The 21,441-nt window shown below is 65.8% G+C and carries 23 protein-coding genes; 6 read left to right on the top strand and 17 right to left on the bottom strand.

The genetic code is table 11. The features are described 5' to 3' along the window. Positions 1-6: 6 nt before the first annotated feature. Positions 7-1,497 carry an HWE histidine kinase domain-containing protein gene (locus K410_RS0111415; RefSeq protein WP_028134971.1) on the top strand — a complete coding sequence of 497 codons (1,491 nt, stop codon included), beginning with the start codon at positions 7-9 and terminating at the stop codon, positions 1,495-1,497. Between the two features lie 87 nt (positions 1,498-1,584). On the opposite strand, the gene K410_RS0111410 is transcribed toward K410_RS0111415, so the two are convergent. Further along, positions 1,585-1,806 (bottom strand): hypothetical protein, encoded by a 222-nt coding sequence (locus K410_RS0111410; RefSeq protein WP_028134970.1) that lies wholly within the window; start codon positions 1,804-1,806, stop codon positions 1,585-1,587. Between the two features lie 141 nt (positions 1,807-1,947). On the opposite strand from K410_RS0111410, the gene K410_RS0111405 reads away from it, so the two are divergent. Then, positions 1,948-2,205, top strand: a complete 258-nt coding sequence (locus K410_RS0111405; protein WP_028134969.1) for a hypothetical protein — start codon at positions 1,948-1,950, stop codon at positions 2,203-2,205. Between the two features lie 25 nt (positions 2,206-2,230). Here the strand turns inward: K410_RS0111405 and K410_RS0111400 are convergent, their stop codons facing one another. Beyond that, complete coding sequence (locus K410_RS0111400; protein WP_028134968.1) at positions 2,231-2,452, bottom strand: hypothetical protein; 222 nt, start codon at positions 2,450-2,452, stop codon at positions 2,231-2,233. A gap of 115 nt (positions 2,453-2,567) precedes the next feature. Between K410_RS0111400 and K410_RS0111395 the strand changes: the two genes are divergently transcribed. Further along, the gene (locus tag K410_RS0111395; protein ID WP_028134967.1) at positions 2,568-2,762 is read left to right on the top strand and encodes a DUF3072 domain-containing protein; all 195 of its coding nucleotides are present in this window, start codon (positions 2,568-2,570) and stop codon (positions 2,760-2,762) included. Positions 2,763-2,850: 88 nt separating this feature from the next. Further along, positions 2,851-3,153 carry a DUF6496 domain-containing protein gene (locus K410_RS0111390; protein ID WP_028134966.1) on the top strand — a complete coding sequence of 101 codons (303 nt, stop codon included), beginning with the start codon at positions 2,851-2,853 and terminating at the stop codon, positions 3,151-3,153. 12 nt (positions 3,154-3,165) lie between these two features. Here K410_RS0111390 and K410_RS0111385 read toward each other — a convergent pair whose 3' ends face one another. Next, positions 3,166-3,528, bottom strand: coding sequence for a hypothetical protein (locus tag K410_RS0111385; RefSeq protein ID WP_028134965.1), 363 nt, complete (start codon positions 3,526-3,528; stop codon positions 3,166-3,168). A 266-nt stretch (positions 3,529-3,794) separates the two neighbouring features. Then, positions 3,795-5,342, bottom strand: coding sequence for a Do family serine endopeptidase (locus tag K410_RS0111380; protein WP_028134964.1), 1,548 nt, complete (start codon positions 5,340-5,342; stop codon positions 3,795-3,797). A 201-nt stretch (positions 5,343-5,543) separates the two neighbouring features. On the opposite strand from K410_RS0111380, the gene K410_RS0111375 reads away from it, so the two are divergent. Then, positions 5,544-6,380 (top strand): universal stress protein, encoded by an 837-nt coding sequence (locus tag K410_RS0111375; protein WP_028134963.1) that lies wholly within the window; start codon positions 5,544-5,546, stop codon positions 6,378-6,380. Positions 6,381-6,395: 15 nt separating this feature from the next. Here the strand turns inward: K410_RS0111375 and K410_RS0111370 are convergent, their stop codons facing one another. The 11 genes from K410_RS0111370 to K410_RS0111315 form a co-directional block, all read right to left on the bottom strand. Further along, complete coding sequence (locus tag K410_RS0111370) at positions 6,396-6,608, bottom strand: hypothetical protein (RefSeq protein WP_028134962.1); 213 nt, start codon at positions 6,606-6,608, stop codon at positions 6,396-6,398. A 217-nt stretch (positions 6,609-6,825) separates the two neighbouring features. Beyond that, the gene (locus K410_RS0111360; RefSeq protein WP_028134961.1) at positions 6,826-8,703 is read right to left on the bottom strand and encodes a putative bifunctional diguanylate cyclase/phosphodiesterase; all 1,878 of its coding nucleotides are present in this window, start codon (positions 8,701-8,703) and stop codon (positions 6,826-6,828) included. Then, the gene (locus K410_RS0111355) at positions 8,700-9,851 is read right to left on the bottom strand and encodes an FIST signal transduction protein (RefSeq protein ID WP_028134960.1); all 1,152 of its coding nucleotides are present in this window, start codon (positions 9,849-9,851) and stop codon (positions 8,700-8,702) included. Before K410_RS0111355 ends, K410_RS0111360 begins: the two co-directional genes overlap by 4 nt. A 198-nt stretch (positions 9,852-10,049) precedes the next feature. Next, the gene (gene rpe, locus K410_RS0111350) at positions 10,050-10,787 is read right to left on the bottom strand and encodes a ribulose-phosphate 3-epimerase (protein WP_028134959.1); all 738 of its coding nucleotides are present in this window, start codon (positions 10,785-10,787) and stop codon (positions 10,050-10,052) included. After that, on the bottom strand, positions 10,784-11,716 hold the full coding sequence (gene cbbX / locus K410_RS0111345; RefSeq protein ID WP_028134958.1) for a CbbX protein: 933 nt from the start codon (positions 11,714-11,716) through the stop codon (positions 10,784-10,786). The genes rpe and cbbX overlap by 4 nt, the downstream gene beginning before the upstream one ends. Positions 11,717-11,813: 97 nt before the next feature. Then, positions 11,814-12,221, bottom strand: coding sequence for a ribulose bisphosphate carboxylase small subunit (locus K410_RS0111340; RefSeq protein ID WP_028134957.1), 408 nt, complete (start codon positions 12,219-12,221; stop codon positions 11,814-11,816). Positions 12,222-12,232: 11 nt separating this feature from the next. Further along, positions 12,233-13,693, bottom strand: a complete 1,461-nt coding sequence (locus K410_RS0111335; RefSeq protein ID WP_028134956.1) for a form I ribulose bisphosphate carboxylase large subunit — start codon at positions 13,691-13,693, stop codon at positions 12,233-12,235. Positions 13,694-13,727: 34 nt separating this feature from the next. Beyond that, positions 13,728-14,813 (bottom strand): class II fructose-bisphosphate aldolase, encoded by a 1,086-nt coding sequence (fba, locus tag K410_RS0111330; RefSeq protein ID WP_028134955.1) that lies wholly within the window; start codon positions 14,811-14,813, stop codon positions 13,728-13,730. Between the two features lie 12 nt (positions 14,814-14,825). Next, entirely contained in the window at positions 14,826-16,844 is a 2,019-nt protein-coding gene (tkt, locus tag K410_RS0111325; RefSeq protein ID WP_028134954.1) for a transketolase, read from the bottom strand. 28 nt (positions 16,845-16,872) lie between these two features. Continuing rightward, a complete protein-coding gene (locus K410_RS0111320; protein ID WP_028134953.1) occupies positions 16,873-17,748 on the bottom strand; it encodes a phosphoribulokinase in 876 nt (291 codons plus the stop codon). A 12-nt stretch (positions 17,749-17,760) separates the two neighbouring features. Further along, positions 17,761-18,798: a class 1 fructose-bisphosphatase gene (locus K410_RS0111315; RefSeq protein WP_028134952.1), complete on the bottom strand. Its 1,038-nt coding sequence runs from the start codon at positions 18,796-18,798 to the stop codon at positions 17,761-17,763. Between the two features lie 121 nt (positions 18,799-18,919). Here K410_RS0111315 and K410_RS0111310 point away from each other — a divergent pair, with 121 nt between their 5' ends. Further along, positions 18,920-19,897 carry a LysR family transcriptional regulator gene (locus tag K410_RS0111310; protein ID WP_028134951.1) on the top strand — a complete coding sequence of 326 codons (978 nt, stop codon included), beginning with the start codon at positions 18,920-18,922 and terminating at the stop codon, positions 19,895-19,897. Between the two features lie 242 nt (positions 19,898-20,139). Here K410_RS0111310 and K410_RS0111300 read toward each other — a convergent pair whose 3' ends face one another. Then, complete coding sequence (locus K410_RS0111300) at positions 20,140-20,337, bottom strand: hypothetical protein (RefSeq protein ID WP_028134950.1); 198 nt, start codon at positions 20,335-20,337, stop codon at positions 20,140-20,142. A gap of 153 nt (positions 20,338-20,490) precedes the next feature. Continuing rightward, positions 20,491-20,907, bottom strand: a complete 417-nt coding sequence (locus K410_RS0111295; RefSeq protein WP_028134949.1) for a hypothetical protein — start codon at positions 20,905-20,907, stop codon at positions 20,491-20,493. Between the last annotated feature and the right edge of the window lie 534 nt (positions 20,908-21,441).

Here is a 21,441-nt window from a genome sequence, read left to right as displayed (position 1 = left end):
GCGCGTATGGACCACGAAAAGGTCAATATCCTCCTCGTCGACGACCAGCCCGCCAAGCTGCTCGCCTATGAGGTGATCCTGAAGGATCTCGGCGAGAACCTCGTGATCGCCTCGTCGGGCCGCGAGGCGCTGGAGGTCCTGCTCAAGACCGAGATCGCCGTGATCCTCGTCGACGTCTGCATGCCCGAGCTCGACGGCTTCGAGCTCGCCGCGATGATCCGCGAGCATCCACGCTTCCAGAAGACCGCGATGATCTTCATCTCCGCCATCCAGGTCAGCGACATCGACCGGCTGCGCGGCTACGAGATGGGCGCGGTCGATTACGTGCCGGTCCCGGTCGTGCCGGAAGTGCTGCGCGCCAAGATCAAGGTGTTTGCCGAGCTCTACCGCAAGACCCGCGAGCTCGAGCGGCTGAACCGGGAGCTCGAAGATCGCGTCCGCGCCCGCACGGCGGAACTGGAGAACTCCACGGCGAAGCTGCGCGAGAGCGAACAACGGCGCAGCATGGCGATCGCGGCCGGCAAGATGGGATCCTGGGATTGGGACTGGATCAGCGGCGACTGGATGTGGGACGAAGGGCAGTATCGCATCTTCGGCGTCAGTCCCGAGAGCTTCGAGGTCAACCCGGCCAACGTTCAAGCGCTGCTGCATCCGGACGACGTCGATCAGCTGCGCAAGGCGATCGCCGAGTTCAACAGGGGCACGCGGGCCTACGAGACCGAATTCCGCATCATGCGTCCGGACGGCGAGGTGCGCTGGTGCGTCGGCACGGCGGCGGCAACGGTGGACGATAGCGGTCGCGTCGTCCGCGTCAGCGGCGTCACCGTTGACATCACCGAACGCAAGCGTGCCGAGGAACGGCAGAACCTGCTGGCGCGGGAGGTCGATCATCGCGCCAAGAACGCGCTGGCCCTGGCGCAGTCGATCGTGCGTCTTACCCGGGCCGACGAGGTCAAGGCCTATGTCAACGCCGTCGAGGGACGCATCAATGCGCTGGCGCGCGTGCACACCATCCTGTCGCTGTCGAGCTGGCAGGGCGCCGAGCTCTCCAGGCTGATCGACGAGGAGCTGGCGCCCTACTCGCTCGGCGGCCAGATCGTATTGGCAGGTCCGGAGGTCCAGTTGCTGCCGACCACGGCCCAGACGCTGGCGCTCGCCCTGCACGAGCTCTTCACCAACTCGGCCAAGTACGGCGCCCTCTCGACCAGATCGGGACGGCTCACGATCGGCTGGCAGGTCGAGGAGCAATTGCTGACGCTGAGCTGGGAGGAGTCGGGCGGTCCGCTCGTCATGCCTCCGAAATCGCGCGGCTTCGGCACGCGGAGCCTGCTGGCGAGCGTCGAGTCCCAGCTCGGCGGGCAAGCGCGGTTCGATTGGCGCGCCGAAGGCCTGTTGTGCCGCCTGGAGGTGCCGCTGACCCGCAAGACGGGGGCGACGGCCCCATCCGGGAAGTTCGAGGACGCCGGCTCCGCCGAATTGCAGCGCGCATCCGGTTAGCGGAATGGCGACCGGTCGGCCTCGAGTGGATACGCCAAGGCGATAAGCGAGTGCCTCCGTTCCGTTTCGGACGGAGCGGAAAAAGCATCAGCCGGACGCGGCGCTTCTCATGCGTCGCGCCATTCGCGGGTCGCGCGCAACGCGCCCCTCGAGCCAGGCTTCCGTCTGGGCGAGATCGCGCAATGCCCTGGCATAGCGGCGCGCCGCGCTTCGCTCCGCCCCGCGCGGCAGCTTGCGGGCCTTGTGAAGGATGTCCGCGGCCGCGTTGCGATAGGCCAGCGAGCGATAAAGAAAGACCACCTTACCCATATCGATGTTCCCGTTTTGCTGGCCTCATCCTCGCAAGACCAGCATGAACGTCGGATGAAGCGGTCGATGACATTTCCTTCATTCGTCTGGAACAAGCGAATTGCCGCTCGCGTTGGCATGCCAAATCGGGATGCAGTTCCCATGCGCACAAAAAAGTCGTCAGACCTGATTTCTGCCACCGGCCTCATCAAGCTGATGACGCATGCATTGATGGGCGCCGCCCTCGGCCTCGTCTTCAGTCTCGCGCTGATCCTGTGCAATCCCGCCGTCGCCAGCCTGCTCGCCAATGGCGGAAGCCAGACCGTGATCGTCTTCACACTCACATTGGTGACGACCTTCGCGATCGGCGCGACGCTCACTGGCGTCGTGTTCATCATCGCCGAGGACAAGCAATCTTGAAACGCGCGTGAGGCGCGGAGCTCCCTCAGCGCCGGGAGGCCGCGCGCGCGGGCTTATCGATTGTCTTCACGAGACGCAGGCGTACCCGGTCGTGGACGTCGGGCAGGACATCGCCGCCGCCGGCCGCCTTCCACTCGCCGATCAGCAAGTTGATCTTTCGGCGCAGATCCAGCTGCGCCAGCGCCTGATCGGCGCAATCACGATCCCCGTTGATGCGATCCCGCACGGACGCCTCGACGTCGGCCATCTCCAGCCTCAAGGCGCTGATTTTACGTCGAATTTCATTAATTCTGTTGTCCATGGCTTGTTAGAACAAAATAAGAACATATAGTCAAGCCACGATTTGAAGACGGAGACGCCGGATGCAGGTTCAAGGTAAATACGACGCCAGGATCTTTCTCGCCGAGCAGATGACCCGGGCGCAGGGGCTGAGGCTGAAACGGCTGAGCGAAGAGGCCTATCAGCCCGCGCAATATGCGCGCGATCTGTCCTTCACCGAGGCCGCGCGGCGCATCCAGGTGCTGGAAGCGGAGATCGAGCTGGCGAACTCCTTCTAGCCTGGCTAGGCGTGCAGCCGGCCTTGGCCTGCTGTTTCGGAACCATGGTGGGTCCGGATGGTTTTCCTGAGCCAACGGAGAATCATGCATGGCACGCAAGGCAAAGAAACGCCGCTACTCCCGCAGCGCCGGCAGCGACGTCGAAAGCGAGATGCGGCGCTACAAGAAGGGCACCGCCAAGAGCGGCCGCAAAGGCCGCGGCGGACGGGTGAAGAGCCGCAAGCAGGCGATCGCGATCGGCCTGTCGAAGGCGCGCAAGAAGGGCAAGAAGGTCCCGAAGAAGGCTGCCAAGAAGACGTCGTCCAAGAAGCGGACGACCAGGAAGACAGCCAAGAAATCGTCCAAGAAATCGTCGAAGAAATCGTCGAAGCGCAAATCCAGCAAGCGTTGACGCTGGCCCGTCTCAGATCATGCTGCCCGGCATGAAGCAGCGGATCGAGACTCCGAACGCGGTCTTCACCGGCCACACCATGGTGCGGCCGGCGCGGTTCGGCTCGGTGATGACGGCTTCGTCCGGCACGTCGATCCACTCGCCGTCGAGACGCACGCGATAACGCCCGTTGTGCGATTCCCAGTCGGGATCAGCGACGGCAAAACCGTCGGCGTCCGAGCAGCATGGACCGAGGTGGCTGCGCAGGCTGTCGAACCACGGCTTCAGCGGCGAGTTCGCGTAGCGGCCGTCGTCGCGACCGAGCGCGGCTCCATCCCAGAGCACGAACGGCGCCGCAAGCAGCGCACCCCTCAGCGAGAGCTTCAATCGATCCATGTCGGCACCGATCAAATCCGAACCACCGGCAGTTCCACAAAGCGGCCGGAGGTGCGAAGTTCCACGCTTGCAACCCGTTCGCGGCGTCATTGCCGCGGCGGGCATGTTCGAACTGTGATGGGCGAACACGGCTTTTTTCTTATGAACCGGGTCACCATCCCTGCCGTTAACGAAAATGTTATCGATTGGCGTCGCAAGTCGTGACGGCCAACGAAGAAGGCGGCCCAAGGGCCGCCTTCTTGATGTCTGCCGATAGTTGCTCGGCTTCAGGCGAGCGGCACCGCGACGAACCTCGTCGCCTCGGCGCTTCTGACCTGCAACAGCACGCTGCGCTTACCGGACGATTTGGCCTCCGCCAGCTCGGAGCGGACATCGCCGACATTGGCCACGGCCTTGCCGCCGACATTGAGGATGACGTCGCCGGTCTGGATGCCGCGCTGCGCCGCCGGCCCTTGCGGATCCACCTCGGTGACGACAACGCCCTTCTGACCGGCGCCCTGGACCTCAGCCGCTGGAGCAAGGCCAAGCCCGAGACGCGGCGTGCCGGCGCTCGGCTGCTCTCTACCCTGGTCGGCACCGCCTTTTGCCTGGGCCTGCCGCTCGTTCGGCAACTCGCCGAGAGCGAGCGTCAACGTCTTGGTCGTGCCGTTGTGGAAGACGTCGAGCTTCACCGAGCTGCCCGGGGCCAGGGTGGCGATGGTGCGGGCGAGATCGCGGGAGTCCTTGATCGCGGTGCCGTTGACGGCGGTGATGACGTCACCCGCGGCGATGCCGGCCTTGGCCGCCGGGCTGCCGTCCTGCGGGTTGTCGACGATGGCGCCGCGCGCCTCCTTCAGGCCGAGGCTGTCGGCGATGTCGGCCGTCACCGGCTGCACCTGCACGCCGAGCCAGCCGCGGGTCACCGCGCCCTTGTCCTTGAGCTGCGCGACGACGAGCTTTGCGGTCGAGGCCGGAATGTCGAAGCCGATGCCGACCGAGCCGCCGGAGGGCGAGAAGATCGCGGTGTTCACGCCGATCACGTTGCCGTTCATGTCGAAGGCCGGGCCCCCGGAATTGCCCTTGTTGATGGGCGCGTCGATCTGGATGAAGTCGTCATAGGGACCGTTGCCGATGTCGCGGCCGCTGGCCGAGACGATGCCGGCGGTCACGGTGCCGCCGAGGCCGAAGGGATTGCCGACCGCGACCACCCAGTCGCCGATGCGCGGCTTCTGGTCGGAGAATGTGACGAACGGAAAGTCCCTTTTGCCGTCGACCTTGATCAGCGCGAGATCCGTCTTCGGGTCGGTGCCGACGACCTTCGCGGTGTAGCTCGTGCCGTCGTCCATCGTCACCTGCACCGAGGCGGCGTGGTCGACGACGTGGTTGTTGGTCACGGCATAGCCGTCGGCGGAGATGAAGAAGCCGGAGCCTTCGCCGGTGATCATCTGATGGCGCTGGCGCGGCATGCCGTTCGGCTCGCCAGGGAAGCGGAAGCCGAACTGCCGCGAGAACTGGTCGAACGGCGTCTCCCCGTCGGAATCCATCCGGTTCTGTTGCAGCATGGCGCTCTTGTCGTTGTCCTGGTCGATCCTGACCCGCACCGAGATGACGGCCGGCTTGACCTTGCTGACGAGGTCGCCGAAGCCCGGCGGCGTCGCGGCGGTCTCGGCGGCCTGGGCCGGCGCGACGAAGGAGATCTGGCCGAACTTTGAGGCGCCGGGTGAAACCGCCAGCACGGCCACGCCGAGCGCGGCCACGGTGCCGAGCAGCGCGAGCCGGCGCGGCCTCAAAATCTTGCGGGAAGTCGGGGTGTCGGAATTGGCGCGATCGTTCATGTCGGAATGTCCGTGTTGGATAGGTGTCGCCTTGCATCCAACATGGACATCGTCACCTTACGGCGTCCCGTCCATCCGATTAAATCTTGGCAAAGAACGAGCGATGGCCGCGGCAAGCCCGCGCATTTGATGCAGCTCAACGCGGGTCCGCCGGGCGGTGAAAGACTGCGACCATCGGATGATGTCCATCGGAGGCGCCCCATGTACAAAGACATTCTCGTCCACATTCCCACCGAACGCCCCATGCGTGCCGCGATCGATGGCTCGGTTTCGCTCGCGGCGCAGTTCAACGCCCATCTCGACGCGGTCGCGGTCGGCTATGTCGCGACAAGTGCGGCTTACGTGATGGAGGGCGGCGCCGCGGTGGCGGCCGTGTTCGAGCTGGAACGCGAGCGCGCCGTGGAGCGGGCCGAGGCCGCGCTCTCAGTCTTCGAGATCGAAGCGGCGAACGCCGGCGTCTCCTACGCCTGCCGCCCGATCGGCGCGATCCCGGCGGACGCAGCCGGCGCGATCGGCGAGATGGCGCGGCTGCACGACCTCAGCGTCGTGCTGCAGCCCGATCCGGCGCAAGGCTCGTTCGACAACGACGTGCCGAGCGAGATTCTGTTCCAGTCGGGCGGCCCGGTGCTGTTCCTGCCTTACACGTTCCATGGAGCGTTCAAGGCGGGGCGGATCGGCATCTGCTGGGACGGCAGCCGCGTCGCCGCCCGCGCCGTGCACGACGCAGCATCGTTCCTGGCGCGCGCCGATGAAATCGTGATCATCACCATCAACGAGTCGAACGCAGTTTCCGACGAAGCTTCAGCGAGCAACCTGGCAAGGCACCTCGGCCGGCGTGGACTGTCGACCCGCACGGTCGGCCTGTCGGCGACGCGCGCCGACATCCAGCCGACCATCCTGTCGCTCGCGGCCGACGAGGGGCTCGATCTTCTGGTGATGGGCGGCTACGGCCATTCGCGACTGCAGGAACGCGTTCTCGGCGGCGTCACCCGCGCCATGCTGGAAGCCATGACGGTCCCGACGCTGATGTCGCACTGAGACCAACAGGCGCCGTCACGCCGCGACGGGGGTCTCCCACGTCGCGGGCGTTGCGGCGCCCGCGTCGTGTTGCACGTTGCAGGCGTCGAAATGCGCCTTGAGCTCGACCTCGGCGAGATGTTCGAAATGTTCGGCCTGGCCGAGCAGTTCCCAGTTCTGAAGCGGCCGGTAGGCTGCCTGCTGACGACAGAGGGACGCCAGCGCCCGGTAGCGACGTACGTTCTCCATGAGACCCTCCCTCGCGCACTTGCAGAGCTTATTGCCCTCATTTGCGTCAGGCCGATGGCGGTTGTGCAAAAGATTTGCTGCGCGCCTGACTTCGGCTCGCTGGTAGGAAATATATGTCCGGGCCAAAGTTCCAACCGGTGCTGGCAGACGCCGGGCACCGCGTCGCCGGACCTCAGGGCTCAAAGCATGATCCGCTGAAGCGCGATGACGTCGCGCTCTAGGCATAGTGCCGGCGCTGCACGGTCATTCCGACCAGGTCGAGATAGCGCTCGATCAGGTCGGGCCGGCCGACCAGATAGCCCTGCATCTCCTCGCAGGCCTCGCGCGCCAGGAAGGTACGCTGCGCTTCCGTCTCGACCCCTTCGGCAAGGACCGGGATATTCAGCGCGTGCGCGAGGCTCAGGACCGCGCGGACGATCTCGGCCGATTGCGGCGAGGCGTCCAGATTGGAGATGAAACCGCGATCGATCTTGATCTTGTCGAACGGGAACGACTGGAGATAGGACAGCGATGAATAGCCGGTGCCGAAATCGTCCATCGCGATGCGGATGCCGAGCGCCTTCAGCCGCCGCAGCAGGTGGAGCGCGCCGGTGAAATCGCCGATCAGCACCCCCTCGGTGATCTCGACCTCGAGCCGTGTCGGCGTCAGCCCCGTCTCCAGCAGGATCTGGTGAATCGAACGCTCGAGATCGCCGGCCTGAAACTGGACCGGCGACAGATTGACTGCGACCTGCAGCGGCCGCGGCCAGGACGCCGCCTCGCGGCACGCTTCGCGCAAGACCCATTCGCCGATCTCGACGATCAAACCGTTCTCCTCGGCAAGCGGAATGAACCGGTCCGGCGGCACGAAGCCGCGCGTCGGATGATTCCAGCGCAGCAGGGCCTCGAAGCCGATGACCTCGCCATCGATCCGCGCCTGGGGCTGGAAGTAGACCAGGAACTGGTTCTGCTCGAGCGCCTGCCGCAGATCAAGCTGCAACAGCCTGCGGTCGCGCAGCTCCTGGTCCATCTCGGATTCGAAGACGCGGACCCGCCCCCTGCCCTCCCGCTTGGCACGATGGAGGGCTGAATCGGCGTTGGCGAGCAGCGTGGCGGCATTGACGCCGTCGTCCGGATAGAACGCGATGCCGACGCTGAGACCGACGGGGAGGAGATAATCGTCGACCTCGAGCTCCTTGCCGATCGTCTCGACCAGCCGTTCGGCGAGCGCCTGAACGTCCTCTCGGCTGACGTGGTCGGGCATCAGGATCATGAACTCGTCGCCGCCGATACGGGCGACGAAGGCGTTGTCGGCCTCCGCGGCGAGCCGGTCCGCCGCCGCCCGCATCAGCATGTCGCCGACGGGATGGCCGAACACGTCGTTGACCTCCTTGAAGCGGTCGAGGTCGAGGCTGAGCACGGCAAAGCTGGTCGCCGCCTCCTGGGCCAGCTCCAGTCGCTCGCCGAGCGCGGCGTTGAAGGCGCTGCGGTTCGGCAGGTCGGTCAACGCGTCATGGTGCGCAAGATGGCTGATCCGCGCCTCGTTCGTGATCCTCTCGGTAACGTCCTCGATCACGCCGACCAGATATTGCGGCGCGCCATCACCGTCCCGGATCAGCAGCTTGCGCGAATTGACCAGACGATCGCGGCCCTTGACGCCGACATCGAGCAGATGCCCCTCCAGGATCATCGGTGTTCCGCTATCGACCACGCGACGATCCTGCTCGTTGACGACGCGGGCGACATTCTCCGGAAAGATCTCGGCCGGAGTCTTGCCCAGCATCGCCTCGCGCGGCACTCCGTAATATTCTTCGCCGGCGCGGTTGAGCAGAACGTAGCGGGAGTCCTTGGCATCCTTGGCGAATACCGCGATCGGGATGTTCTCGATGATGCTGTCGAGGAATTCGCGCGCCCGCAGCAGATCCTGTTCGGCGCGTTTATGCGTCTGCTCGAGCTCCTCGATCATCAGCTTGATCGCCCGGTCGGTGCGGCGGCGATCGCGGTCGCTTTCCTCATAGGCCGCGCTGACGAGCTCACCGAGCCTGGTCAGATCGACCTGTCCGGATTCGTCCGTCGCCTGGCGGATCTGTCTTGCGAGCAACCGATGCGTGGTCAAGCTGCCGCCTCCGCGATGACGGTGACCGTCATGGTCTGGTTGTGCAGTTCGCAGCGTCCGGACGCGGCCGGCGGGGCGAATTCGCCGTAGGAGTAGAAACCGATCCGGACGACGTCCTCGCCGAGTTCGGCGGCAACGGCATCCAGCTCGTCCTGCGTGCGCTGTCCCATCACCCTGCGGCGGCCGGTGCAGCTCACCAGGATGGCGAGCTTGTCGCCGTCGATCCCGTCCGGCAGTGCGCTGCGCGCCTGCCTGCCCGCCTCGCCCGCACCGGCGGCGAGACTGTCGAAATTGGCGCGCATCAATTGCGCGGTGCATCCTTCCGGTATGTCGGCGGCGAAGGTCAGGGTGCGGGCATCGCGATCCACCGCGAACACCGAGCGCACGATCTGCCGGTTCGGCTCAGCCTCGTCGTGAATGCGCAAGGGGAATGCCAGACCCGAACCCGGCATCGCCTCGGCCTCCTCCTCGCCGAGATAGCGGGTGTAGAGGTCCAGCGACGGCTCGCCGTCGAGCTCCACGACCACAGACCCCGACGCCTTCGTGACCTTGCGGCGGGGCCCGAACACATCCCAGCCGCCGGCGCAGCCATGCGCGAAGTGGAAGCCGGCGCCGTAGAATGCGATTGCGGCGACGCGGTTCGGCGACGGCTCCGCGTCGGCTCCGACAATCGTCTGTTCAAATCGGGCTCCATCGCCGGCGAGCCCGCCGGTGATGGGCAAATCCGGCCCCAGGACTTCAGTGAGTCCGGCAAGCAGCTCGCCCCCGTTCACCGCCAGTCCGTCCGACAGGACGAACAAGCCTGCCAAATCCGCCGCCAGGACCTGGCGGGCGAGGCGCGCGCCGCAGGTCCGCGACGCATCGCGAGCTTCGACGACGTCCTGCACCAGCCGGACCTGCGTGTGCGCGAAGCGCAAGGCGACCGCGACCACTTCATCATCGCAGATGTCGTCGCCATGGATTTGTCCGCCGGTGCTGCAACCGGCGATATGGCTATCGGGATAGAGATCGCGCAGCTCGCGATAACGTTCGCCGTCCAGCAGCTGCTCACGGCTGCCGAAATAAAGCACGAGCTGCGGAGGCTCGCGCAGGGCCTCCGCTCCGCGCCAGCCATGGGCAGCATTCCAGTGACGATATTGAATCTGCATCCCACGCCCTCTGCAGCCCTTGAACCACAGATTGTGAGGCGGCGCATTGTGTCGCCGTTAATCGCATGCGGACTTCGACATCGTTGGTTACCCCGGCATGAAAGTGTTGCAGACTCGTGCCAAATTCTCCGTAAGACTCCGGGAAGTTCCGCGACCGAACCGTCGACGCCTCGACGCCATGGTGAGGCCGTCCGTAATCTACCGGGTGCGCGCGCTTTCGCCGAGACGCGTCGGCTGCATGGCGTGATCCCGCAGCTTCGGAACCCTTCCGGTTTCGGCGGCGATGCGAATGGCCTGGATATTTCCGGCATAGTCGGCAACGCTCTTGCCGCGAAACACCGCGGAACCCGCAACCAGCGTATCGGCGCCCGCCGCGGCCACGGCAGCGGCATTGTCGCGCGTGATACCGCCGTCGACCTCCAGCCGGATCGGCCGGTCGCCGATCATGGCCTTGATCCGCTCGATCTTCCCGAGCTGGGATTGAAGGAACGACTGGCCGCCAAATCCCGGATTGACCGTCATCACCAGCACGAGATCGACCCGATCGAGCACGTAGGCGATGGCGCTCTCCGGCGTCGCCGGACATAGGCTGACGCCGGCCTTCTTGCCAAGCGCACGGATCGCCTGGAGCGAGCGATCGAGATGTGGCCCCGCTTCGGCATGAACGGTGATCACATCGGCCCCCGCTTTCGCGAACGCTTCGAGATAGGGATCGACAGGCGCGATCATGAGATGCACGTCGAAGATCTTCTTCGTCGCCGGCCGGATCGCCTTGATGACATCGGCGCCAAAGCTGATGTTCGGCACGAAGTGTCCATCCATGACGTCGCAATGGATCCAGTCGGCGCCGGCCGTGTCGATTGCCGCGACTTCCTCGCCGAGACGCGCGAAATCCGCAGCCAGGATCGAAGGAGCGATGACGATCTCTGCCGTCATGGCTTTGCACTCCGCGCTTCAGTGCCGCCGCTGAAGACGCGGCTCGCCAGCACGTCCATGGGATCGATGGTTTCGAGGTCGGCGACATCGAGCATGCGATCGAGATCGGACACCAGGCGATCGGCCTGGCGCAGCCGGATGCGGTCGACGGCGTTGCGGATCGAGCGGGCATTGGAGAAGAACGGCTGGGTCCGGCGCAGCGCGATGTATCTCTCGAACGCCTCGCGCGCCGCCCCCGAGAAGCGATAGCCCCGCTCCTCCAGCATCAGCTCGGCGATGACGAGCAGCTCGGCCTCGGCATAGTCGGGGAACTCGATGTGGTGGGCGATGCGGGAACGGAAGCCGGGATTGGAGGCGAAGAAGCTCGTCATGCGCTCGCCGTAGCCGGCGAGGATCACGACGAGGTCCTCGCGCTGGTTCTCCATCACCTGGAGCAGGATCTCGATGGCTTCCTGACCGTAGTCGCGCTCATTGTCGGGCCGATGCAGGTAATAGGCTTCGTCGATGAACAGCACGCCGCCCATCGCCTTCTTCAGGATCTCCTTGGTCTTCGGCGCGGTGTGGCCGATATACTGGCCGACGAGATCGTCGCGCGTCACGGAGATCACCTGCCCGCGCCGCACGAAGCCGAGGCCGTGCAGGATCTTGGCCATGCGCAGCGCCACCGTGGTCTTGCCGGTGCCGGGATTGCCGGTGAACGACATGTGCAGCGTCGGTGGTGCCGACGCCAGCCCCGCACGCTGGCGGATGCGCTCGATCAGCAGCAGCGACGCGATCTGGCGCACGCGACTTTTGACGGGCTTCAATCCGATCAGCTCCCGATCGAGCTGTTGCAGCGTCTCGGTGATGCCGGCCGCGTCGGCCTCCTTGCGGAGATCGAAATGGGTCTCGCCGGGCTCGGTCGTGGCTGCGTGGGGAACATCCAGCATGGCTGCCTCGAAGAAAGGAGCTTCGCCGCGGGGGAGCGGCGAAGCAGTGGTCCGCCAAGGATACGGAGCAGGGAGAGCTCCGCGCGGAGGAGAACGGTTATTGAGCGGCGTGGGCGGGCGGCTTGCGCACCGTCGTGTAACGGATCGCGCGGCCGCCGACTTCCTGCCGCACCAGCTCGAATTCGGCTTCCTTCGGTGGCCGGTTGACGAGGAAGGAGATCCGCACCGATTCCCAGCCATGGCTGGAATCGAAGCCGCTGATGCGGATGTAGCGGTCACCGTACACCCTGCGGCATTCGGCGAGCTCCATCATCACGCCGGCGGCGTCCTGAAGGTCGAACATCGGCAATCCCCACATCTCCCAATAGGTGTTGCGGGGATGCGGATCGTCGGTGAATTCAATGTTCACCGCCCAACCCTTGGTCAGGCAATATTGCACCTGCTTGGTGATCTGATCGTCGGTGAGATCGGGCAGGAACGAGAAGCAGCCTTGAGTCAGCTTCATGTCAAATCTCCTTAGACGGTTTCGAGCGTGGTCGGCACGAAGTCCGGCGTGTCGGTGGATTGATAATTGAAGGTCACGTCCTTCCAGACTTCGAGCGCCGCCTTCAGCGGCGTGCAGGTCTCGGCCGCCCTGGCCAGGATCTCCGGGCCCTCGTGGACGTAATCGCGGCCCTCGTTGCGCGCGAGGATCATCGCTTCCAGCGCCACGCGGTTGGCGATCGCGCCGGCCGCAATGCCCATGGGGTGGCCGATGGTGCCGCCGCCGAACTGCAGCACGACGTCTTCGCCCAGGAGGTCGAGCAGCTGGTGCATCTGGCCGGCATGGATGCCGCCGGAAGCAACCGGCATCAGCTTGTTGAGGCTTGCCCAATGCTGGTCGAAGAACAGGCCGTGCTCGAGCTTGGCCGGATTGAAGTCCTCGCGGCAGACGTCGTAATAGCCGCGCGTGGTGTTGGGGTCGCCTTCGAGCTTGCCGACCACCGTGCCGGCGTGGATATGGTCGACGCCGGCAAGCCGCATCCACTTGGCGATGACGCGGAACGACACGCCGTGGCTCTTCTGCCGCGTATAGGTCGAATGCCCGGCGCGGTGCAGATGCAGGATCATGTCGTTGCGTCGCGCCCATTTGGCCATCGACTGGATCGCGGTGTAACCGATCACGAGGTCGATCATGACGATGCACGATCCCAGCTCCTTGGCGAACTCGGCGCGCTCGTACATGTCCTCCATCGTGCCCGCGGTGATGTTCAGGTAGGTGCCCTTCACTTCGCCGGAGGCGGCCTGCGCGCGGTTCACGGCTTCCATGCAGTAGAGAAAACGATCGCGCCAATGCATGAAGGGCTGCGAGTTGATGTTCTCGTCGTCCTTGGTGAAGTCGAGCCCCCCCTTCAGCGCCTCATAGACCACGCGGCCATAATTGCGGCCTGAAAGTCCGAGCTTCGGCTTCACCGTCGCACCCAGCAGCGGCCGGCCGAACTTGTCGAGCCGCTCGCGCTCGACCACGATGCCGGTCGCCGGTCCCTGGAACGTCTTCACATAGGCGACGGGAAAACGCATGTCCTCCAGCCGCAATGCCTTGAGCGGCTTGAAGCCGAACACGTTGCCGATGATCGAGGCCGAGAGGTTCGCGATCGAGCCCGGCTCGAACAGGTCGAGATCATAGGCGATATAGGCGAAGTACGAGCCCGGCGAGCCCGGCACCGGATCGACGCGGTAGCATTTCGCGCGATATTTCTCGGCAGCCGTGAGGCGATCAGTCCACACCACGGTCCAGGTCGCGGTCGAGGATTCACCGGCCACCGCGGCAGAGGCCTCGATCGGATCGACACCTTCCTGCGGCGTCACGCGGAACAGCGCGATGACGTCGGTGTCCTTCGGCGTGTAGTCGGGCTCCCAATAGCCCATGCGCTTGTATTCCATCACGCCTGAGCGATAGCGCTCTTTGCCGCGGACCGTGCCTGCATGTGCGTTCATGTCTCTCTCCTCTTTTCTCTGCTCTTCTGATTGATCAGGCCGCAACCGGCTCGCGGGCGTCGACGCGCGGATCGAGCTCGCCGGCGCGGTAGCGCCGCGCCATCTCGCTCAAGGGAACGACCTTGATCTTGCCGGCATGGCCTGCGGTGCCGAACTGCTCGAACCGCTCGCGGCAGAGCTCGCGCATCGCGTCCATCGCGGGCTTGAGGAATTTGCGTGGATCGAACTCATTGCGGTTCTGGGCCGCAACCTTGCGGAATATCGCGGTCATCGCCAGCCGGCAGTCGGTGTCGATATTGACCTTGCGCACGCCGCTCTTGATGCCGCGGACGATCTCCTCGACCGGCACGCCCCAGGTCTGCGGCATCTCGCCGCCGAACTGGTTGAACATGTCCTGCAGCGGCTGCGGCACCGAGGAGGAGCCGTGCATCACCAGATGCGTGTTCGGCAGCCGGCGGTGGATCTCCTCGACCACGCGCATCGCCAGGATATCGCCGTCCGGCTTGCGGCTGAACTTGTAGGCGCCGTGCGAGGTGCCCATCGCGATGGCGAGCGCATCGACCTTGGTGGCCCGGACGAAGTCGACCGCCTGGTCAGGATCGGTCAACAGCTGGTCGTGGCTGACCTTGCCCTCGACGCCGTGGCCGTCTTCCTGCTCGCCGCCGCCGTGCTCCAGCGAGCCGAGCACACCGAGCTCGCCTTCGACGGAAGCGCCGACCCAGTGGGCGAGATCGACGACGCGCCGGGTGATCGCGACATTGTAGTCGTAATCGGCCGCCGTCTTGGCATCGGCCTTGAGCGAGCCGTCCATCATGACGGAGGTGAAGCCATGGGCGATCGCGGACGCGCAGGTTGCTTCGTCATTGCCGTGGTCCTGGTGCATGCAGAGCGGGATGTCCGGATAGGTCCGCTCCAGCGCGTCGATCATGTGCGAAAGCATGAGATCGCCGGCGTAGCTGCGCGCGCCGCGCGAGGCCTGGATGATCACGGGCGCGTCGACCTCGGCCGCCGCCTGCATGATCGCGATGCCCTGCTCCATATTGTTGATGTTGAATGCCGGCACCGCGTAGCCGTGGCTGGCCGCGTGATCGAGCAATTGGCGAAGGGTGATACGAGCCACGATTGATCCTCCTTATTGACGCTTGCGGGCGATCGCCCGGCGGGCCGCTTCCGCAATGCTTTGCGGCGTGATGCCGAACTCCCGGTACAGGACCGGTGCCGGCGCCGAGGCGCCGAAGCCGCGCATGCCGACGAACTCGCCCTCCGGGCCGATCCAGCGATGCCAGTCGCCGGCGACGGCTGCCTCGACACCGACGCGCGGCGCGGTGCCGAGCACGGTGGCGCGGTAATCGTCCGGCTGCTCCTCGAACAGGGCGAAGCAGGGCGCGGAGACCACGGCGGCACGGACGTGCTCGGTCGCAAGCAGGCGGGCGGCTTCCAGGGCGATCGACACTTCCGATCCGGTTGCGATCAGCGTCACGTCGCGGCCGCCGTCCGGCGAGACGACGAGATAGGCGCCGCGTGAGACGCGATTTTTGCCGCGCGCATCGCTGCGGAAGGTCGGCAGCGCCTGCCGCGACAGGCACAGCACGGACGGACGGTTCTCGGAGCTGAGTGCGCAGTCCCAGGCCTCCAGCGTCTCCACCGCATCGGCGGGACGGAACACCAGCAGGTTCGGGATCACCCGCAGCGCGGCAAGGTGTTCGACGGGCTGGTGCGTCGGACCATCCTCGCCGAGGCCGATGGAATCGTGCGTCATCACGTGAATGGCGCGCAATCGCATCAGCGCCGCGAGGCGGATCGCCGGCCGGCTGTAGTCGGAGAACGCCAGGAAGGTGCCGCCATAGGGGATGAAACCGCCATGGAGCGCGAGACCGTTCATCGCGGCGGCCATGCCGTGCTCGCGAATGCCGTAATGGATGTAGTCACCGGCGTACGCACCGCGCTTGACGGGAGCCTGCGCCTTGGCATGCGTGAGGTTCGAATGGGTGAGGTCCGCGGAGCCGCCGATCAGGCCGGGGATGGTCCCGGCGATGCCGTCGAGCACCTGTTGCGAAGCCTGCCGCGTCGCGAGCTTCGGACGCTCGGATGCGAAGCGCTCGCGCAATTTCGCCGCAGCCAGCGCGTACTCGGCCGGCAAGGCAACCGCCTTGCCTTCGACGAACAGATCGCGCTGCTCCGGCGTCGCGCGTTCATAGCGATCGAGCCAGGCGAGCCGATCGACCTGTCCGCGCTGTCCGATCATTCGCCAGGCCTTGAGCACCGGCATCGGCACCACGAAGGGCTGGTAGTCCCAACCGAGAGCCCGCCGCGCCGCCGCCGTCTGCTCGGTGCCGAGCGGCGCGCCATGCGCCTTCTCGGTGCCCTGCCGATCCGGCGCGCCGTAGCCGATGATGGTGCGGCAGGCGATCAGCGACGGCTTTGCGGTCTCCCGCTCCTCGGCGATGGCCTGCGCGATCGCTTCGGGATCGTGCCCGTCGATGCTGCGCACCGACCAGCCGGAGGCGGAGAAACGCGCGAGCTGATCGTCGGACGTGGCCAGCGAGGTCGGTCCGTCGATCGAGATGCCGTTGTCGTCGAACAGCACGATCAACCGGCCGAGCCCGAGATGGCCGGCGAGCGAGATCGCCTCCTGGCTGAGGCCTTCCATCAGGCAGCCATCACCCGCGATCACATAGGTGAAGTGATCGACGAGCCCGTCGCCATGCCGCGCATTGGCCATCCGCTCGGCGAGCGCCATGCCGACCGCGGTCGCGATCCCCTGCCCGAGCGGCCCCGTCGTGGTCTCCACGCCCGGCGTATGGCCATACTCGGGATGGCCCGGCGTCTTCGAGCCCCATTGCCGGAAGGCCTTGATGTCGTCGAGGCTGACGTCGCCACCGGTCAGATGCAGCAATGCATAGAGCAGCGTCGAGCCATGGCCGGCCGACAGCACGAAGCGATCGCGGTCCGGCCAGTTGGGATGCGCCGAGTCGAATTTCAGGAAGCGCGAGAACAGCACGGTTGCGACGTCGGCCATGCCCATGGGCAGGCCGGGATGACCCGACTGCGACGTCTCGATGGCATCGACCGCGAGGAAGCGGACGGCGTTGGCGAGATCATTGTGCGAGACCGCATTGAGGTCGGCTTCGGCATGAACCGAGATGTTCATCGGATCCTCCCATTATCGTTGGTGTACGTCACTTCAGGTTCCGCTTGCGCTCGATGAGCTGCATGATCAGCGGCGTCAGGATCAGCTGCATCGCGAGGTCGAGCTTCGCGCCGGGGCAGACGATGGAATTGGCGCGCGACATCCAGCTCTGCGGCAGCATCGACAGCAGATAGGGGAAGTCGATGCCGCGCGGGTTCTTGAAGCGGATCACCACCATCGATTCGTCCGGCGTCGGGATCCAGCGCGCGACGAACGGATTGGAGGTGTCCACCGTCGGCACGCGCTGGAAGTTGATGTCTGTCTCGGTGAATTGCGGGCAGATGTAGTGGATGTAGTCGGGCATCCGCCGCAGGATGGTGTCGGTGACCGCCTCGGTGGAGTAGCCGCGCGCGCTGCGATCGCGGTGCAGCTTCTGGATCCATTCGAGATTGATGACGGGCACGACCCCGATCTTGAGGTCGGCATAGCGCGCGACATTGACCTTGTCGGTGACCACGGCGCCGTGCAGGCCCTCGTAGAACAACAGGTCGGAGTTCTCCGGCAGCTTCTCCCAATCGGTGAAGGTGCCCGGCGCCGCGCCGTGCAGCGCCGATTCCTCGGCGTCGTGAACGTAGTGCCGCGTCACCGCCGTGCCGGTCTCGCCGTAGTCGCGGAAGGCGCGCTCCAGCTCCTCGAACAGGTTGGTCTCGGGACTGAAATGGCTGAAATGCTTGTTGCCGCGATCGGCCTCCTTCGCCATCTGCGCACGCATCTCGGCGCGGTCGAAGCGATGAAACGCGTCGCCTTCGATATAGGCGGCGTTGACCTTCTCGCGGAAGAATATCTGCTCGAACGTCTTCTTCACCGAGGTGGTGCCGGCACCGGAGGAGCCGGTGATGGAGATGATCGGATGCTTCCTGGACATGGGGCGCCTCGCTCAGAGCCGGAAGAAACCGCGCCGCGCGAACAGCGGTGCGGAGACGCTGGCGACCAGCAGCGGATCGCAATGCAGCTCCTCGACGCGGCGCACCTCGTTGCTCGAGCCCATGATCAGCGGCACGCGCTGATGCAGGCTCTGCGCCGAGAGGTCGAGGATGCGCTCGCGCCCCGTCGTGGCGGAGCCGCCGGCCTGCTCGACGATCATGGCCATCGGGTGCGCCTCGTAAACCAGGCGCAGGCGGCCGTCGCCGTAACCGGGACGCGCGTCGGAAGGGTAGAGGAAGACGCCGCCGCGGGTGAGGATGCGATAGGCCTCGGCGACCAGCGAGCCGACCCAGCGCATGTTGAAATCGTGGTTGGCTTGCCCTTCGACACCCGCGAGACATTCGTCGATGAAGGCCCGCACCGGCGGATCCCAGTGCCGGCGGTTCGAGGCGTTGATCGCGAACTCCTCGCCGGCCTCGGCGATCTGCGCGCCGGCGCGCGCGAGGCGGAAGCAGCCGGCCTTGCGGTCGAGCGTGAAGATGTCGACGCCCTCGCCGAGCGTCAGCACCAGGGACATCTGCGGACCGTAGGTGACGAAGCCCGCCGCGAGCTGCGCCGAGCCGCGCTGGTGGAAGGCGAGCGTGAGGTCGTCCGGGGCGGGCAGGATCGAGAAGATCGTGCCCACCGTCATGTTGATGTCGATGTTGGAGGAGCCGTCGAGCGGATCGATGGCGATGCAGATGCGCCCCTGCGGGTCGCCGATCTGGGCCTCGCGCATCTCTTCCGAGGCGAGCGCTGCGATCGGCAGCCGGCCGAGGCAGCGGCGCAGGATCGCATCCGCCTGCACGTCGAGATTGCGCTGGAGGTCGCCGTCGCTGTTGCGGCCGGTGGTCAGGCCGGAGGCGTCGGCGAGATCGCCTGACGCGATGAGGTCGGCGATCTCGATGGCGGCCGCCGCGATGGCATCGACCGCGGCTGCCACGGCCAGCGCGTGCGGCGCGGTCTCGGAATACCGTTGAAGGTGATCGTCCAGCCTGATTTGCCCGGTCATCTCGCGTCCATCCCCTGTGCCGGCGCCGCCTCCGATTGCCTCCCCGGTGGAGGTCGGTGCGGTCAGTCCCGGCATCAGGAGATTGACAGGGGCGACTTAATAAGGAAAATTTCTATTCATAATGAGCCTTAAAGAATTTTCTTATAATGGCCCCGGCCATGCAGCGGCTCAGCTCCGGCATCTGACGATCCGGCAGCTGCGCTCCCTTGCGGCGCTCTCGGCCAAGGGCAGCGTGACGGCGGCGTCCGGCCATCTCGGGCTGACCCAGCCGGCCGTGACCCAGCAGCTCCGGCAGCTTCAGGATCTCGCCGGCCTGCCGCTGGTGCAGCGGACCGGCGACGGCATGCTGCTGACGGAGGCGGGCAAAGAGGTGCTGACGCTGGCCGAGCGGGTCGAAGCCGCCATCATGGACTGCCAGGGCGCGCTCGACCTGCTGGCGGGGCGGACCGGCGGCACGGTGCATCTCGGCGCGGTCTCGACCGCGAAATATTTCGTGCCGCACGCGATCGCGGCGTTCTCCAAGCGCTATCCCAAGATCGAGATCAAGCTGACCATCGGCAATCGCAAGGAGATCCGCGAGGCCATGCACGGCTACGACCTCGATTTCGCGGTGATGGGTCGGCCACCGGCCGACGTCTCGGTCGACGTCCGCCAGCTCGGGCGCAATCCACACATCATCGTCGCGCGCAAGGGACACTGGCTCGAGCAGGATTCCGGCCTCAGCCTGACCGATCTCGTGCACGAGACCTTCCTCACCCGCGAGCCCGGCTCGGGCACGCGGACGCTGATGGAGGGCATGTTCCAGAAGTCCGACCTCGAGCCGATCATCGGCATGGAGATGAGCAGCAACGAGACCATCAAGCAGGCGGTGATCGCCGGGCTCGGCATCGCCTTCATCTCGGCCCACACCGTGGCGCATGAGCTTGCCGAGGGCCGGCTGGTCGTGCTCGACGTCGCGGGCCTGCCGATCGTGCGGCAATGGTACGTGATCCGCCGCAGCGACAAGGTGCTGCTGCCGCCGGCGCAGGCGATGTTCGATTTTCTCGGTTCTGAAGGGTCGAACTACCTGCCCGACCTGCCCGAGCTCGGCGAGCGCTGAGCCGACGCCGTTCAGCTCATCAGCTTCATGGCGACGGTGGCGGCCAGGATCGCGATGATCTGGAGCAGGCGCTGCGTCGTGAAAATGCGGTTGAAGGTGGTCATTGCTTGCCCCGGCCGGCGTGGAGGAGATTTCGAGCGGCCCGTTGCTAGCACAGGCGGGCGGCGAGACAACTCCGTAATGGCCACGGGGGCGATCGCGCCTGCGGCGGGCCGGTTCATGGCCGCGCCGGCCGCTGGCGATCAGGCCGCGAGCGGCGCGGCGTGGTCCATGCGCGCCGCGAAATAGGCTTCCAGCTCCGACAGCGCCCGCGCCTCCCACTCCCTCGCCTGCTCCAGCAGCGACCAGCTCTGGCCCGGGCGGAATGCAGCGGTCTGGCGATAGAGCGATGCGATGCCGCGATAGCGCCGCACGTTCTCCAGGATGGCGTGACCGTTCATGTCCGAAAACTCCCTCGTCGTTCCCGGGGGAGAAATTGCGGCCAAATCTTTTTCGAAAAGTTAGCGGCGCGCGGCAAGCGCGCGGATGGTTGCCGGATTGTTGCGCGGACGCAACGCGCAATGGGGTGCCCGGACGACGTCGAGCGCGATTTATTACGGATTCGTTGCTGCGCTCTCGCCCGGGGGCTTCAGCCCGCCGCGGCTGACGATGTTCATCGTCTCGCGGCAGAGATCGGCAAGGCCGATCAGCAGCACGGCCAGCAGGCAGAACAGGTTGATGGAATCGGCATTCGCGCTGGATAGCGCGTTGAACTCGAAGGCGGGCGGAATGAACGCCCACCACACCAGCGGAATGGTGAACAAAGCAGCGAACCCCGCCGCCGGCGCGCCCGCGACGAGGCCGAGCACGAACAGGCTGGGCAGGAACGCTGCAAAATAGTAATGCGCGCCGAGCGCGACGCAGATGGCCTGAAGCACAGCCGACATCGCGATCACGATGCAGGCGAGCAGCAACGCCTGCCACGACCACGGCCGCATCCAGGGTACCCCAAGCAGCCCCGCCCGCCTCATCAGCCTCCCCCTGCCGCCCGCTCACCGGCTTGATTGAAACGAAAATACTACAGCCGCAAGCAAACCGCGAGACGGAAATTGCAGCGCCACGGGACTGGTCAACGAGCCGCAAAGCACCGCTCTGGAGGCTTGCCGGCTGAGGTGCGTGTCCCGGACAAGCTGCAACGCCTCCAGGCGTTGCAGCGCAGAGCCGGGACCCAGGGCGACACGGTCCAATGCCGCGACATGGGCCCCGGCTCTGCAGCGCACCGTACCGGACGATGCTTCGCATCGCCGGGGAAGCGCTGCGCTGCGTCCGGGGCACGAGAGCGAGCTGGTTCTCCAATCACCTCTGTCGCCGCGGCTTCTCGGATTGATCTCTGGCGTCTCTGGAATACTGGATCGCCCGCTTTCGCGGGCGATGACAGTGAGTGTGTGGTGACAGACGTGACTCGTCGGCCTCGCGGCTCAAATTCGCCCGAGCTTTGCTTGCGTCTCCACCCTCAAATCCAAGAGGGCGCAGGGAAGGCCGGGTGCTGACAACGCACCCGCGGT

This window comes from Bradyrhizobium sp. 22, from assembly GCF_000482425.1.
Taxonomy (GTDB): domain Bacteria; phylum Pseudomonadota; class Alphaproteobacteria; order Rhizobiales; family Xanthobacteraceae; genus Bradyrhizobium; species Bradyrhizobium japonicum_B.
This window is presented reverse-complemented; position numbering and strand designations above follow the sequence as displayed.

Excerpts from the sequence above, each read along its gene's own strand:
- K410_RS0111415 (WP_028134971.1), top strand. The coding sequence starts at position 7 with ATGGACCACGAAAAGGTCAATATCCTCCTCGTCGACGACCAGCCCGCC.
- K410_RS0111410 (WP_028134970.1), bottom strand. The coding sequence starts at position 1,806 with ATGGGTAAGGTGGTCTTTCTTTATCGCTCGCTGGCCTATCGCAACGCG.
- K410_RS0111405 (WP_028134969.1), top strand. The coding sequence starts at position 1,948 with ATGCGCACAAAAAAGTCGTCAGACCTGATTTCTGCCACCGGCCTCATC.
- K410_RS0111400 (WP_028134968.1), bottom strand. The coding sequence starts at position 2,452 with ATGGCCGACGTCGAGGCGTCCGTGCGGGATCGCATCAACGGGGATCGT.
- K410_RS0111395 (WP_028134967.1), top strand. The coding sequence starts at position 2,568 with ATGCAGGTTCAAGGTAAATACGACGCCAGGATCTTTCTCGCCGAGCAG.
- K410_RS0111390 (WP_028134966.1), top strand. The coding sequence starts at position 2,851 with ATGGCACGCAAGGCAAAGAAACGCCGCTACTCCCGCAGCGCCGGCAGC.
- K410_RS0111385 (WP_028134965.1), bottom strand. The coding sequence starts at position 3,528 with ATGGATCGATTGAAGCTCTCGCTGAGGGGTGCGCTGCTTGCGGCGCCG.
- K410_RS0111380 (WP_028134964.1), bottom strand. The coding sequence starts at position 5,342 with ATGAACGATCGCGCCAATTCCGACACCCCGACTTCCCGCAAGATTTTG.
- K410_RS0111375 (WP_028134963.1), top strand. The coding sequence starts at position 5,544 with ATGTACAAAGACATTCTCGTCCACATTCCCACCGAACGCCCCATGCGT.
- K410_RS0111370 (WP_028134962.1), bottom strand. The coding sequence starts at position 6,608 with ATGGAGAACGTACGTCGCTACCGGGCGCTGGCGTCCCTCTGTCGTCAG.
- K410_RS0111355 (WP_028134960.1), bottom strand. The coding sequence starts at position 9,851 with ATGCAGATTCAATATCGTCACTGGAATGCTGCCCATGGCTGGCGCGGA.
- rpe (WP_028134959.1), bottom strand. The coding sequence starts at position 10,787 with ATGACGGCAGAGATCGTCATCGCTCCTTCGATCCTGGCTGCGGATTTC.
- cbbX (WP_028134958.1), bottom strand. The coding sequence starts at position 11,716 with ATGCTGGATGTTCCCCACGCAGCCACGACCGAGCCCGGCGAGACCCAT.
- K410_RS0111340 (WP_028134957.1), bottom strand. The coding sequence starts at position 12,221 with ATGAAGCTGACTCAAGGCTGCTTCTCGTTCCTGCCCGATCTCACCGAC.
- K410_RS0111335 (WP_028134956.1), bottom strand. The coding sequence starts at position 13,693 with ATGAACGCACATGCAGGCACGGTCCGCGGCAAAGAGCGCTATCGCTCA.
- tkt (WP_028134954.1), bottom strand. The coding sequence starts at position 16,844 with ATGAACATCTCGGTTCATGCCGAAGCCGACCTCAATGCGGTCTCGCAC.
- K410_RS0111320 (WP_028134953.1), bottom strand. The coding sequence starts at position 17,748 with ATGTCCAGGAAGCATCCGATCATCTCCATCACCGGCTCCTCCGGTGCC.
- K410_RS0111315 (WP_028134952.1), bottom strand. The coding sequence starts at position 18,798 with ATGACCGGGCAAATCAGGCTGGACGATCACCTTCAACGGTATTCCGAG.
- K410_RS0111310 (WP_028134951.1), top strand. The coding sequence starts at position 18,920 with ATGAGCCTTAAAGAATTTTCTTATAATGGCCCCGGCCATGCAGCGGCT.
- K410_RS0111300 (WP_028134950.1), bottom strand. The coding sequence starts at position 20,337 with ATGAACGGTCACGCCATCCTGGAGAACGTGCGGCGCTATCGCGGCATC.
- K410_RS0111295 (WP_028134949.1), bottom strand. The coding sequence starts at position 20,907 with ATGAGGCGGGCGGGGCTGCTTGGGGTACCCTGGATGCGGCCGTGGTCG.